Annotated in this window: 14 protein-coding genes; 3 read left to right on the forward strand and 11 right to left on the reverse strand. The window is 68.8% G+C overall.

Annotated features, from left to right (window positions below; genetic code table 11):
• Window positions 1-5: 5 nt before the first annotated feature.
• The 3 genes from H977_RS0120935 to H977_RS0120945 all read right to left on the reverse strand — a co-directional run bounded on the left by H977_RS0120935 (window position 6) and on the right by H977_RS0120945 (window position 3334).
• Window positions 6-1529 (reverse strand): ComEC/Rec2 family competence protein, encoded by a 1524-nt coding sequence (locus tag H977_RS0120935; protein WP_029109702.1) that lies wholly within the window; start codon window positions 1527-1529, stop codon window positions 6-8.
• An 82-nt stretch (window positions 1530-1611) separates the two neighbouring features.
• The gene (locus tag H977_RS0120940; RefSeq protein WP_029109703.1) at window positions 1612-2451 is read right to left on the reverse strand and encodes a ComEA family DNA-binding protein; all 840 of its coding nucleotides are present in this window, start codon (window positions 2449-2451) and stop codon (window positions 1612-1614) included.
• 91 nt (window positions 2452-2542) lie between these two features.
• On the reverse strand, window positions 2543-3334 hold the full coding sequence (locus H977_RS0120945) for an SPFH domain-containing protein (protein ID WP_029109704.1): 792 nt from the start codon (window positions 3332-3334) through the stop codon (window positions 2543-2545).
• A gap of 163 nt (window positions 3335-3497) precedes the next feature.
• On the opposite strand from H977_RS0120945, the gene H977_RS0120950 reads away from it, so the two are divergent.
• On the forward strand, window positions 3498-4550 hold the full coding sequence (locus tag H977_RS0120950; protein ID WP_029109705.1) for an NAD(P)H-dependent amine dehydrogenase family protein: 1053 nt from the start codon (window positions 3498-3500) through the stop codon (window positions 4548-4550).
• Window positions 4551-4668: 118 nt separating this feature from the next.
• Here H977_RS0120950 and H977_RS0120955 read toward each other — a convergent pair whose 3' ends face one another.
• The 8 genes from H977_RS0120955 to H977_RS0120990 all read right to left on the reverse strand — a co-directional run bounded on the left by H977_RS0120955 (window position 4669) and on the right by H977_RS0120990 (window position 11724).
• The gene (locus H977_RS0120955; RefSeq protein WP_029109706.1) at window positions 4669-5514 is read right to left on the reverse strand and encodes a DegV family protein; all 846 of its coding nucleotides are present in this window, start codon (window positions 5512-5514) and stop codon (window positions 4669-4671) included.
• A 2-nt stretch (window positions 5515-5516) separates the two neighbouring features.
• The gene (gene octT / locus H977_RS0120960; RefSeq protein WP_029109707.1) at window positions 5517-6266 is read right to left on the reverse strand and encodes a diglucosylglycerate octanoyltransferase; all 750 of its coding nucleotides are present in this window, start codon (window positions 6264-6266) and stop codon (window positions 5517-5519) included.
• Window positions 6256-6948 (reverse strand): glucosyl-3-phosphoglycerate phosphatase, encoded by a 693-nt coding sequence (gene gpgP / locus H977_RS0120965; RefSeq protein ID WP_029109708.1) that lies wholly within the window; start codon window positions 6946-6948, stop codon window positions 6256-6258. Before gpgP ends, octT begins: the two co-directional genes overlap by 11 nt.
• Before the next feature lie 7 nt (window positions 6949-6955).
• Window positions 6956-7336 (reverse strand): ribosome silencing factor, encoded by a 381-nt coding sequence (rsfS, locus tag H977_RS0120970; RefSeq protein WP_029109709.1) that lies wholly within the window; start codon window positions 7334-7336, stop codon window positions 6956-6958.
• Window positions 7333-7980 carry a nicotinate-nucleotide adenylyltransferase gene (gene nadD, locus H977_RS0120975; protein WP_081681794.1) on the reverse strand — a complete coding sequence of 216 codons (648 nt, stop codon included), beginning with the start codon at window positions 7978-7980 and terminating at the stop codon, window positions 7333-7335. The genes rsfS and nadD overlap by 4 nt, the downstream gene beginning before the upstream one ends.
• Window positions 7981-8062: 82 nt before the next feature.
• Window positions 8063-9517, reverse strand: a complete 1455-nt coding sequence (locus tag H977_RS0120980) for a vWA domain-containing protein (protein WP_029109711.1) — start codon at window positions 9515-9517, stop codon at window positions 8063-8065.
• A gap of 28 nt (window positions 9518-9545) precedes the next feature.
• Window positions 9546-10433, reverse strand: coding sequence for an AAA family ATPase (locus tag H977_RS0120985; protein WP_029109712.1), 888 nt, complete (start codon window positions 10431-10433; stop codon window positions 9546-9548).
• Window positions 10434-10464: 31 nt separating this feature from the next.
• Window positions 10465-11724 carry a glutamate-5-semialdehyde dehydrogenase gene (locus H977_RS0120990; protein WP_029109713.1) on the reverse strand — a complete coding sequence of 420 codons (1260 nt, stop codon included), beginning with the start codon at window positions 11722-11724 and terminating at the stop codon, window positions 10465-10467.
• Window positions 11725-11796: 72 nt separating this feature from the next.
• Between H977_RS0120990 and H977_RS0120995 the strand changes: the two genes are divergently transcribed.
• Window positions 11797-12669, forward strand: a complete 873-nt coding sequence (locus H977_RS0120995; protein WP_029109714.1) for a PfkB family carbohydrate kinase — start codon at window positions 11797-11799, stop codon at window positions 12667-12669.
• 31 nt (window positions 12670-12700) lie between these two features.
• Entirely contained in the window at window positions 12701-13525 is an 825-nt protein-coding gene (locus H977_RS0121000) for an enoyl-CoA hydratase/isomerase family protein (RefSeq protein WP_029109715.1), read from the forward strand.
• Window positions 13526-13529 lie beyond the last annotated feature (4 nt).

Consider the following 13529-nt stretch of genomic DNA (forward strand, 5'->3'; position numbering starts at 1 on the left):
TCGTGTCACGCCGACCCGACAGCTCCGACCACCTGGCCCGCCAGCGCCCAGGCCAACAGACCGAACACCAGCACGGCCAGTCCACGACGCAGCCAACGCAGCCGCCACAGCACTGTCAACGCCACGCCTCCCAGCGCCACCGACACGACACCGGCCACTCCCGAGGGTGATGGCAGCGCGGCCGCGGGCAATGCCGAAGCCCACCGGGCCACCGAAAGCAGCCACCACAGCTCGGGCCCGGTGAACCGGATCAGCAGCTGTGCCCCGCCCGGCCAGACGGCCGAACACACGGCAGCTGCTGTGCCGAGCACCGTGATCGGCGGAATCACCCCGGCCACCGCGAGGTTGGCGGCCACCGCCACCAGGCTGACGGTTCCCGAGATCCCGGCCACCAGTGGGGCGGTGACCAATTGGGCCACCACCGCGACGCTCACCGCCGCCGCGACCGGGCGCGGCCAACCCCGGCGCCGCAGCCGGGCCGACCACACCGGGGCCAGGACGACGATGCCTGCGGTCGCGCATACCGACAACGCGAACCCGACATCGACCGCGAGTTCGGGCGCCGCGATGATCAACGCGATCACGCTGGCCGCCAGCGCAGGCACGGCTTGCCGGCGCCGATGGGTCAGCACCGCCAGCAGTGTCACCGCGCCCATCACCGCGGCACGCAACACACTGGCCGAGGGCTGCACGACGATGACGAAGCCGACCAGCCCGGCGGCGGCGAGCAGCACGGCCGCCCTCGGCCCGAGCAACGCGGCGCTGAGCAACAGCGCGCCACAGACGATCGTCACGTTGGCCCCCGACACCGCGGTCAGGTGTGTCAGGCCCGCTGTGCGGAATTGCGCCGTAGTCGTACCGGTGACCGCCGAGGTGTCGCCGAGCACCAACGCGGGCAGCATGGCGGCCTGATCGGCGGGCAGCACCGTGCGCGCGGCCTCCGCGAAGCTCGAACGTATCCGCGCGGCGACCCGCTGCACGGCTGAAGAATCCCCCAGCGACGGTTCCCCAGAAGCCGCCAGTACCGCGACGCTGAGGTCCTTGCGGTTCGGATGTCGCACGGCCGCCCGAAACCGCACCGGGCGACCGGGACCGGCCTGACCGAACGACGACGGGCCGAACACCAGGACCCGGCCCGACATCGGCACCTGATCGACCCGTCGCAGAGTCGCGCGGAACATCAGCCGACCGCCGTTCACAACGCGCGGCGTTTCGCCCGGTACCACCTCGACATTCGCATGGGCACCATAGAGCCGGACGACCGGATGATGCTCGACCTGATGCACGCGTAGTCCGATCGCCACGGAAAAACCGGCTGCCACCGCCGCCACCGCCAGAACCGCGGCCGCGATCGGTTGGGGATCCGTGCGATACCTGCCGCCGCACCGCGCAGCCAGCCAGGTCAACCCCACAGCGGCGAGGCCGACAGCGACCGAGGCCCCGGGATTCCACACGATTCCGGCCGCCGACACCGACCACGCGGTCAGGGCCGCCGGGACGATACGTAGGTCCAGGGGCTGCCCCTCGATCCACTCATCGCCGGCCGGCCCGTCAGTGTCCGACTCCTGCCTGCCCGAGCCGACCGTGCCCGAGCCGGCCCTGCCCGGACCGTCACGCCCGGACCAGCTCACGCAGCTTCTCCAGCCGCGCCGGGCCGATCCCGTCGACGTCGCCGAGCTGATCGACGCTGTCGAACCGGCCGTGAGCGGACCGCCAGGCCACGATCGCCTCAGCGGTCACCGGGCCGACGCCGGGAAGTGCGTCGAGGTCGTCGACGGTCGCGGTGTTGAGGTCCACCGGACCCGCCGGGGCGCCGGAGGCAGGAGACGCCGGGCCACCGCGTTCCCCGGCGGCCTGAGCCTGGCCGGCGACCGAGCTGCCCATGGTCGCCGGTTGCCCCGGCGGCGCCTCGATACCGACAACGATCTGCTCGCCGTCACCGACCCGCCTGGCCATGTTCAACCCGATCAGGTCAGCACCATCCAGCGGCCCGCCGGCGCTCTCCAGCGCGTCGGCGATGCGCGCCCCGGGCTGCAGGGTCACCAGGCCCGGTTTGTGGACCAGTCCGACCACGCTGACCACCACCGGCCCCGCGGGCGTGTTGCCGGGCGGAGTGGGCGCGGCCGACGAAACCATCTGTACCGGTGGAAGATTCGCCGAGGCGACCGGCGGCGGTTGCTGCCGGATCAGGGCGAGTACGGTGACCAATATCGCCAGTACTCCGACACCGGCCAGCGCCAGCGCCCCGGCGCGCCCGGGATCGGCACGGACCGCAGCCAACCAACCCCGCCTGTCCCCAGGAGCCGTATCGGGCAGCCATCTCGACAGCGCACTTTCGGATGCGGTGTCGCGGTCCGGGCTGTCATCGCCCTCGGCGTCGCCTTGCTCCCCGCCGGCCACTCCGCCACCACCCAGGCGACGGAGCCGCTCCACCGACAATTCGGTACCCATGCCCGCGACGGTAGGTGCGGGGCGCGACGTTTCCCGGTTCGCGACCGCTCCGTGCGGGCCCGCTGTGGATGAATCTCGTGCTGTGGATCACCTATCCCGCCCCGCCCGCGGAGGGCTGCTGGGGCGTCGCGCGTTCCAGGTAACGCAGCAATTCCACCGGGAACGGAAGCACCACGGTGGAGTTCTTCTCCGCGGCCACCTCGACGACCGTCTCCAACAGCCGCAGCTGCAAAGCCGCCGGCTCGGCCGCCATCACATCGGCGGCCGCAGCGAGCTTTTCGGACGCCTGCAGCTCGCCGTCGGCGGTGATGACGCGGGCCCGTCGTTCGCGCTCCGCCTCGGCCTGGCGTGCGATCGACCGCTTCATCGAATCCGGCAGCACGACATCCTTGATCTCGACGCGGTCGAGGTGAATTCCCCAGCCCACCGCAGGGTTGTCGATGAGTAGTTCGAGACCCTGATTGAGCCGTTCCCGGTTGGACAGCAGATCGTCCAGGTTGCTCTTGCCGATGATCGACCGCAGAGAGGTCTGCGCCACCTGCCCGATGGCCGACATGTAGTCCTGGACGTCGACCACGGCCCGCACTGGGTCGATCACGTTGAAGTAGATGACCGCATCGACCCGGACCGTGACGTTGTCGCGGGTGATGCCGTCCTGTGCGGGCACCGGCATCGTGATGATCTGCATGTTGACCTTCTGCAGCCGGTCGGCGACGGGGATGAGCATCGTCAGACCCGGCTGCCGGACGTCTTCCCTGACCCGGCCGAACCGGAAGACCACGCCCCGCTCGTACTGCCTGACCACGCGGAGGTTGTTCACTCCGACCCAGAGCAGGGCGATAGCGGCGACGCCCCCCGATGCGAGTGCATAGAGCATGTCCATGATCCGACCTCGATCCATGGCGTCCGCGGGACGAACTCGCCCCGCAATTCGATTGTGCGACGCCGGCGTGGCTGCCGCCAGGACGAACCGGGGCCCTACCGCGGGTGAACAAGTCCCCGATAGTGTCTAGGGTCCAGCGCAGGGCTCAGTGACGGAGGCGAACATGACCGCAGCGGACAGGCCGATCCGGGTCATCCAGTGGACCACGGGCAACATCGGGCGGCGCTCGCTGCACGCGATCATCGGCCGCGACGACATGGAACTGGTCGGTGTCTATGCCCACGGTGCGGACAAGGTGGGCGTCGACGCGGCCGAGCTGGCCGGCCGGCCCGAGCCCACCGGAGTTCGAGCAACCAACAGCATCGACGATCTGATCGCGCTCAAGCCGGATGCCTGCTGTTACAACCCGTTGTGGCCCAACATCGACGAGCTCGTCGCACTGCTGGAGGCCGGGGTCAACGTCTGCTCCACCGCTGCCTGGATCACCGGTGGCAAGCAGACTCAGGAGGATCTCGACCGGATCCGAAAGGCTTGCGAGACAGGCAATTCCACTATCTTCGGCAGCGGCGCCCATCCGGGTATGACCAACATGGTCGGCATGGTGTTGTCCGGGTCCTGCGAGCGGGTCGACGAAATTCGGATCACCGAGTCGGTGGACTGCTCGACCTACGAATCGGCAGGCACCCAGAGCGCGATGGGCTTCGGTCAGGATCCGGACACCCCTGGACTGGCCGAGAGCGTGCGCCGCGAGAGCGAGGTGTTCGCCGAATCCGCGGCGATGATGGCCGACGCCATCGGCGCCAAGCTGGACCGCATGACCTTCGACGTGCAATTCACCGCCGCGACCGGCGATTCCGATTTGGGTTTCATGGAGATCCCCAAGGGCACCGTGGGCAGCGTGTACGGCTATCACCGAGGCTGGGTAGGCGACAAGAACGTCGTCAGCGTCGGATTCAACTGGACCATGGGCGATCACGTCACCCCGCCGAAACCGCTTGAGCACGGCCACGTCATCCAGGTGTTCGGGCTGCCCAACATGCGCACGGTGCTGCACTGCCTGCCGCCCAAGGACTGGACCGAGCCCGGCTTCATGGGCCTGGGCATGATCTACACCGCGCTGCCGGTCACCAACGCGGTGCCCGCCGTGGTGGCCGCGCCGCCCGGAATCGTCACGCTCAAGGACCTGCCCCCGATCACGGGCCGGTTCGCCGGCTAGCTCGGGGCTGCTGCCGCGATCGCCGCGTCGTTTTCCACCTGACGGTTGTGCCCGCTGCTGATGCACCGCCCTGACGTAGAAAGCGGCGTCGGCCAAAAGCGGCGTCGGCAATCGCCGGCTAGCTCGAAGCGTCCTCCACGGTGAGGCAGGCGCCCACCGCGCCGCCACCGACGTGCACCGCGAGTACCGCACCCATGTCCGTCACCGAAAGCGACCTCAGGTTGGGCAGCCGGTCGGTGAGCGCTGCGGCGATCTCCGCGGCCCCGTCTGGGTTGTCGACGTGGTGCACGACCACGTTCACAGCACCGTCGCCTGCCGCATCGGCGATCTGATCGACAAGCGCCGCATGCGCTTTCGATATCGTCCGGATGCGTTGTGAGAGCACCAACCGGCCGTCGACATCAAGACGCAGCAGCGGTTTGAGCGCCAGTGCGGTCCCCAGCCACGATGCCGCGGTGCCGATGCGGCCGCTGCGCCGCAAGTTGTCGAGCCGGTGCACGACGATGAATGCCCGTCCGCGCGGTATCGCGGCACGCGCTGCGGCCTCGACCGCGTCGAGTGGCTCGCCACGATGTGCCGCCTCGGCGGCGGCGAGGGCGACGAAGCCCACCCCCATGGCCGCTGCCCGCGAGTTCACCACCCGCACGGCCGGCCCGATCTCACGGGCCGTCGCCGCGGCAGTGCTGTAGGTGCTCGAAAGTGCAGCCGAAATATGCACTGCGACAACACCGTCGCCGTCACTGTCGGCCAGCGCCTGCTGATAGGTGTCGGCGAGGTCGGCCGGCGAGGCCGCCGACGTCGTGACCCGCGCCCGGTCATAGACCTCCGACGGCATCGGATCGACGCCGTCGCGCCAGTCGTTGCCGTCGTCGAGGATGTGCAACGGCACCTGCCGGATTCCCCACTGCTCGCACAACTCGGGTCGCAACCGCGACGTGGAGTCGGTCACCACCACGACCGCCATCGTCAGTCGGTGGAATCCAGTTGTGGCACACCGGCAGCGGCCAGCCCCTTGAGCATCAACTCGGCCACCGCCCGGTGAGCCTCGAAGTTCCAGTGGATGCCGTCGGGATTGCCACGTCCGTTGAGCACCTCGTCGGCCACCGCGGCCTTGAGATCCACCAACGTCACGTCATGTTCCTGGGCCCAGTCCGTGATCGCCTTGACGGTGGGCTCACGCCCGTGATGGGCCTTGCCGTACGTGTCGGCGATGTGCACCGACGGCAGCGAGGCCACCACCGGAATGCCCGGCCGGTTGAAATCGATGGCGTTGCGCGTCATCTCCAGGTATTCGACCGTGAGACTGGGCGGCAGCGCCGAGCGGGCGATCGGCGACAGTCTCGGCTGGAGCCAGCCGTAGCCGTCGCGCGCCCAGCGCCGCAGCCAGGCGGGACGCACATATCGGATCAACTCTCGCAGGGCCGTCGGCAGCGGCGAGGGCAACGAGTCCATACCGCTGGTGGCGAAGATGACCGCACCCGCCCGCGGCAACGCCGCCCATGACCGTGGATCCTGGGTGGCGGCCCACCACACGTCGCGACACGTCCAGCCGATGCGGCCGATGAGCTCGACATCCCAACCCAACTGTTCGGCCACGATGTTGGGCCAGATCCGCGGATCGTCGGACGGCAGGCCGCCGGTCGGACCGAAATACGAAAGAGAATCACAGAACACCAGCAGGGTCGGCCTGCGGTGATGCGAGAGGTCAGAGGACATCGTTGGCCACCTGTGCCGAGGCGTTCCACACATCCAGTCGCCATTTGATGACATCGAACGCGTCACCATCCGCCCCGGTGTCGGCCGAATGTCCGGACAGCTGAACCCAACTGGCGTTGCCCATGCCGCCGAGCACCGGCCAGTTGTCCACCGGCAGACCGAGCAGTCCGGCGGTCAGCGCCGCGATCAGCCCACCGTGAGCGACCAGTACGACCGGGCGTTCCGAGCTGCCCCCGGCCTGCTCCACACCCCACTCCGGTTGCCCGGCAACAAGTTCGGCCACCACCGGCACGCTGCGGTCGGCCACGTCGACGCGGCTCTCACCGCCGTGCGGGGCCCATCGGGCGTCCTCACGCCACGCCGCGCGAGCGCCCGGGGCCAGCGCGTCCACCTCCAGATGAGTCAGGCCCTGCCAGTCCCCCAGATGAGTCTCACGCAGCCGCTCGTCCACCTGAACCGGGACTCCGGCGCGGTCCCCGAGGGTCACCGCGGTGTCCAGCGCGCGCTTGAGATCCGAGGACACGATCAACAGCGGCTGACGCTTGGCCAGCACCTCGGCAGCGGCGGCCGCCTGGTCGCGGCCGAGATCGGACAGTTCGGTGTCGAGCTGTCCCTGCATCCGGCTGCCCGCGTTGTACTCGGTCTGGCCATGGCGCAGCAGCACCAGCCGACGGACCCTCATCGCGTCCTCATTCATCGATCTCCGCCGGCCCACCAAGGTCGACCGGAACCTTCGGGCAGTCACGCCACAGCCGTTCCAGGGCATAGAACTCCCGCTCGTCCTGGTGCTGGATGTGCACCACGATGTCGACGTAGTCGAGCAACGTCCAGCGACCCTCGCGGGTGCCCTCACGGCGCGCCGGCTTGTACCCCGCCAGGCGCATCTTGTCCTCGACCTCGTCGACGATCGCGTTGACCTGACGCTCATTGGAGGCCGACGCGATCACGAAGCAGTCGGTGATCACCAACTGGCCCGACACGTCGATGACCACGACATCGTCGGCCAGCTTGGCCGCGGCGGCGCGGGCGGCCACCGTCGCCATCGCGACGGCCTCTTCGGTGGCGCTCATCGAACCGGCTCCATGGTGTGTTGACCCTTCCCCTCGGCGGAATACAACCCGCGTTTGGCTACGTACTGCACCACACCATCGGGCACCAGGTACCAGATCGGCCGACCTTCTGCGGCCCGGTTGCGGCAGTCGCTGGACGAGATCGCCAGTGCGGGCACCTCGACCAATGTCAATGCTTCCGGCGGCAGCTCACGCAGCGCCGCCTCGATGTGTTCACCGTCCAGCTCATAGCCGGGCCGGCTCACGCCGACGAACCTGGCCATGGAAAACAGATCCTCCCAGTTCTGCCAGGACAGGATCGACGCCAGGGCATCGGCTCCGGTGATGAAGTACAGGTCGGTATCGGCGTTGAGCGCACGAAGGTCGCGCAGGGTGTCCTTGGTGTAGGTCGCCCCGCCCCGATCGATGTCCACCCGGCTGACCGAGAACCGCGGGTTGGACGCGGTCGCGATCACCGTCATCAGGTATCGGTCCTCGGGCGCGCTGACCCGCCGTTCGTGTTTCTGCCAGGGCTGCCCCGTCGGGACGAAGACCACCTCGTCGAGCTCGAACAGGTCAGCCACCTCGCTGGCGGCGACCAGGTGCCCGTTGTGGACGGGATCGAACGTCCCACCCATCACACCTAACCTGCGCCGTGTTGCCACAAAGAGGCAGCTTACGGGAGCGTTGACGGGCGTCGGCACCCGCGCGAACGCTGCCGGTACGGGGCATCGTGCCGCGCGCTGCTCAGACCGGCAGCAACCCGTCGATCACCGTGGCCAGCTGCTTGGCCGACCGGCACTCGTGCATCGGGATGGTTTCGAGGTATCTCGGAACCGCGGAGTCCCCGCTGCCCCACAGATGCTTGGGCTCGGGATTGAGCCAGTGCGCGTGGCGGCTGGCCGACACCATGTGTGCCAACAGCGCCGTCTCGGGGTTGCGGTAGTTGTTGCGGCCGTCGCCCAGCACCAGCAGCGAGCTGCGCGGCGACAGCACATTGGGGTACTTGTCCAGGAACGAGACGAAAGCGTGCCCGTAGTCGGAGTGCCCGTCTCGGGTGTACACGCCCGCCTCGCGGGTGATGCGCTGCACCGCGACCGCCAGATCGGCCTCCGGGCCGAACATGTCGGTGACCTCGTCGGTGGTGTCGATGAAGGCAAAGACGCGCACCCTGCTGAACTGCTGACGCAGCGCCGAGACGAGCATCAGGGTGAAGTGGCTGAAGCCGGCCACCGAACCCGACACATCGCAGAGCACCACGAGCTCGGGACGAGCCGGATGCGGCTTCTTGAGCACCACGTCGATCGGCACACCGCCGGTGGACATCGACTTGCGCAGCGTCTTGCGCAGGTCGATCTCGCCCGACCGGGACCGGCGGCGCCGGGCCGCCAGCCGCGTCGCCAATGTCCGTGCCAGGGGCTGCACGGTCTTGCGCATCTGACGCAGCTGCTCACCGGAGGCGCGCAGGAACTCGACGTTCTCGGCCAGCTGCGGCACCCCGTACATCTGCACGTGGTCACGGCCCAGCTGCTCGGCGGTGCGGCGCTTGGTCTCCGACTCCACCATCTTGCGCAGCTGGGAGATGCGCTGGGCGGCCAGGGCTTTGGCGATCTCCTCCTGGGTGGGCGTGGGTTCGTCGCCGTACGGGGCGAGCAGCCCGGCCAGCAGCCGGCCCTCCAGATCGTCCAGGCTCATGGCCTTGAGCGCCTGATAGGACGAGTACGACGGACCGCGGCTGGAGTTGTAGCGGCCATACGCCTCGACGATCCGGGCGATCATCGCCGCCATGCGGTCATCGAGGTTGGCCAGATCCTCGTTGTCGGCCAGCATCTGCACCAGCGCATCGCGCATCGCCTCGATGTCCTCGGGCGGCAGTTGAGGCCGGTTTTCTGTGTCCTCGGCGCTGTCTTCATCATCCGAGAGCACCGTGCGCGCACCCAGAGCCGCCGGGAAGAACAGGTCGAACATCGCGTCGTAGGTCTCACGATGGTCCGGGCGCCGCAACACCGCGCAGGCGATGCCCTCGCGCAGCGCTTCACGATCGCCCAGACCCAGCACGGTGATCACCCGGCCGGCGTCCACGGTTTCCGACGGGCCGACCGAGATCCCTTGCCCGCGAAGGGCTTCGACGAACTCGACGAGGTGCCCCGGCAGCCCGTGCGGGGCCAGTGGCTGGGACGGTCGAACCCGGCGGGGCACCATCAGTTGCGCTCCATCAGTTCATGCCCCATCAGTTCAGCCTGAGCTCGCCGGCCGCGCGCTGCTGGTCGGACTGGTGTTTGAGCACCACACCGAGGGTGGCGGCGATCATCTCGTCGTCGATGGTGTCCAGGCCCAGGGCCAGGACGGTACGGCCCCAGTCGATGGTCTCGGCGACCGACGGCACCTTCTTGAGCTGCATACCGCGCATCACACCGATGATCCGAACCAGCTCGGTGGCGATGTGTTCGGGCAGTTCGGGCACCCGCGACAGCAGGATGCGGCGCTCCAGATCCGGGTCCGGGAAGTCGATGTGCAGGAACAGGCAGCGACGCTTGAGCGCTTCGGAGAGCTCGCGTGTGGCGTTCGACGTCAGCAGTACGAACGGTGGCCGCTCGGCCTTGATGGTGCCCAGCTCGGGGACGGTCACGGCGAAGTCGGAGAGCACCTCCAGCAGCAGGCCCTCGATCTCGATGTCGGCCTTGTCGGTCTCGTCGATCAGCAGCACGGTGGGGTCGGTGCGCTTGATCGCGGTCAGCAGCGGACGGGTCAGCAGGAACTCCTCGCTGAAGACGTCCATCTTCGTCTGGTCCCAGTCGCCGCCATTCGCGCTCTGCCCGGCCTGGATGCGCAGGATCTGCTTGGCGTGATTCCACTCGTACAGCGCGCGAGCCTCGTCCACACCCTCGTAGCACTGCAACCGCACGAGCTCGGAGCCCGTGGTGGCCGCCACCGCCCGGGCCAGCTCTGTCTTGCCGACGCCAGCCGGGCCCTCGACCAGCAGCGGCTTCCCGAGCCGGTCGGCGAGGAAAACCGCTGTCGCGGTGGCGGTATCGGGCAGATAGCCGGTCTCCGCCAGGCGTCGCGCGACATCGTCGATGTCGGCGAACATCGGAGCGGGGCGAGCGGGCACGCTCATGTGGTCTCCTGGTCTTGAGTCTGGTCGGCGCCTAGGCCGAGCGGGTCTGGCCGTCTCCCCACACGATCCATTTGGTCGAGGTCAGTTCCGGCAGGCCCATCGGTCCGCGGGCATGCAGCTTCTGGGTGGAGATTCCGATCTCTGCGCCGAAACCGAACTGTTCTCCGTCGGTGAACGCGGTGGACGCGTTGACCATCACCGCAGCCGCGTCCACCTGTTCGGTGAAGCGCTGGGCCGCGGCAAGATCCGTCGTCACGATGGCCTCGGTGTGCCCGGTGCCGTACTCGTTGATGTGATTGATCGCCCCGTCGACCCCATCCACGAGGGCGACGGCGATGTCCATCGAGAGGAACTCGGTGTGCAACTCCTCGTCGGTGGGATCGGCGTGCACCGTGACCCCGGCCGCGCGCAGCGCGGCGGTGAGCCTGGGCAGCGCGGTGGCCTCGAGTGTTCGGTCCACCAGCAGCGTCTCGGCAGCGTTGCAGACGCTGGGACGCCGGGTCTTCGAGTTGAGCAGGATCTTCTCGGCCAGGTCGATATCTGCCGAGGAATGAACGTAGACATGGCAATTGCCGACGCCGGTCTCGATAGTCGGCACCTGCGCATCGCGCACCACCGCCTCGATCAGGCCGGCGCCCCCGCGCGGGATCACCACGTCGACCAGTCCGCGGGCCTGGATCAGATGGGTGACGCTGGACCGGTCATGGCTGGGCAGCAACTGCACCGCGTCGGTCGGCAGCCCCACCGATGCCAACGCTGCACGCAGCGCCGTCACCAGCGCCTGATTGGACCGCGCCGCGGACGAGCTGCCGCGCAGCAGAGCGGCATTGCCGGATTTGAGGGTGAGACCGAACGCGTCCACCGTGACGTTGGGACGCCCCTCGTACACCATGCCGACCACGCCCAGCGGCACCCGCTGCTGACGCAGTTGCAGTCCGTTGGGCAGGGTGCTGCCCCGCAGCACCTCACCGACCGGATCGGGCAGCCCGGCGACCTGACGCAGCCCCGCCGCGATGCCGTCGACCCGTTGGGGATTGAGCGCGAGGCGGTCGAGTATCGCCTCGGGGGTGCCCGCTGCGCGCGCAGCATCGAGATCGGCCGCGTTGGCAGCCAGGACCTCGTGGACGTGGGCCAGCACGCTGTCGGCGGCGGCATGCAGCGCGCGGTTCTTGGTTTCGGCACTGAGGGTGCCCAAGGCACGGGCGGCGATGCGGGCCCTGCGCGCGGCCGCGTGCACCTGCTCGCGCAGGTCTTCTGTCGGGGCGCTGACGGGCGGTGTCTGCACGCTCATCGCCCCAGGGTATCGGAGGTGTTGACGCGGTTCGACACGTGTCAGCACCCAGCAGGATTAGCGTTGTGAACTATGGCGGCTTCGCGGGTGTGCGTGGTTGGGAGTATCAACGCTGACCAGACGTTCGTCGTCAACAGTCTGCCCCGGCCGGGACAGACCATCCTGGCCTCGTCACTCACGTCGTCACCGGGCGGCAAGGGCGGTAACCAGGCGGTGGCGGCCGCGCGGGCCGGCGCCGAGGTCGCCTTGGTGGCAGCCGTCGGCGACGATGCCGCGGCCACCATCCTGCGGGAGCACCTCCGGGCCAACGGCGTCGGGACCGACGCCGTGACGTGCGTTCCGGGAGCGAGCGGATCGGCCGCGATCCTGGTCGACACGGTCGGTGAGAACTGCATCGTGGTGGCACCGGGCGCCAACGCCCGGCTCGAGGTGGATTCCGAGGCTGCGCGCACGGCCATCGTCTGGAGTGAGGTGGTCTTGATCCAGTTGGAGATCCCGGTGACGACGGCGATCGCGGCGGCCAAGCTGGCGCGGGCGGCCGGCGCCGTGGTGATGCTCAACGCATCGCCGTCCGGCACCGCAGCACACCAACTGCTGGCCTTGTCGAACCTGGTCGACGTGGTGGTGGTGAATGAAACCGAGGCCGCCGGATGGCACTGGCCGGTCCGGCATCTGGTGATCACCCGCGGCTCGCAAGGCGCCAGCTATCTGGGCTCGGACGAGCGTTTCGACGTGCCGGCTCCCGCGGTGCAGGCGCTGGACACCGCCGGGGCCGGTGACGTGTTCGCCGGGGTGCTCGCCGCCGGGTGGCCCGCCGGCCACGAGCAGGCCCTGCGCCGCGCCTGCGCCGCCGGAGCGCTGGCCACCTTGGTTCGCGGGGCGGGCAACTGTGCCCCGTCGGCCGCGGACATCGACGCTCTCCTGACTCGGCGAGACGCCAACTGACGCCGATACCGTTGCCGTTATAGTCGCCAGCATGACCCAGGTAGAGACACCGCGACCCCCTGATGGCGACTGGCTCGGCACGCCGTACCTGAGGTTCGACCGGCAGGGGCCGTTCGGCGTGGTCACACTGGATCGGCCCGAGGCACGCAACGCGATGACACCGGCGATGTACTTCGGCATCCGCTACGCGGTGACCCATGTCGAGGCTGACCCGGATCTGGCCGGCCTGCTGATCACCGGCACCGGGGACGTGTTCGCACCCGGCGGTGACCTCGGCGGCGGCAACGGCGTCGACGACTGGATGAGTTTCGGTGCAGCGCTGTCGATGGACGTCACGCCCTTCGAAACGCTGCGCCAATCGGTCAAGCCGGTGGTGAGTGCGGTCAACGGGTTGTGTCAGGGCGGTGGTTTGCAGATCGCGATCTGCAGCGACATGGCCGTGGTGAGCGACCGCGCCACGTTCCGGGTGCCGGAGTTGTACCGCGGCATCGCCGACACCTACTACAGCCAGATGCTGGCCCGCCTGATCGGCCCGGTCCGCACCCGCGACCTGATGTTCACCGGCCGCACGCTGAGTGCGCAGGAGGCGGTCGACTGGGGCATGGTCGCCCGGGTGGTGCCACACGACGAATTGCTTTCCGCTGCAACAGAAGTGCTCGCCCAGTGCTGCCGGACCGCACCCCGGGCGCGCGGTGTGGTCAAGTCCAGCTTGGACAGCTACATGGGCCTCTACGACCGGATCGGCATGAAGGCCAGCTACAGCGGCGACGAGGCCGCGGAGGGCTTCCGCGCCTTCAAGGCGCGGCGCTCGCCCGAGTGGGTCCATCCCGACCTGCGTATCGAGGGCCGCATCTAGCCAG

This window comes from Mycobacterium sp. URHD0025, assembly GCF_000426065.1.
Lineage (GTDB): Bacteria > Actinomycetota > Actinomycetes > Mycobacteriales > Mycobacteriaceae > Mycobacterium.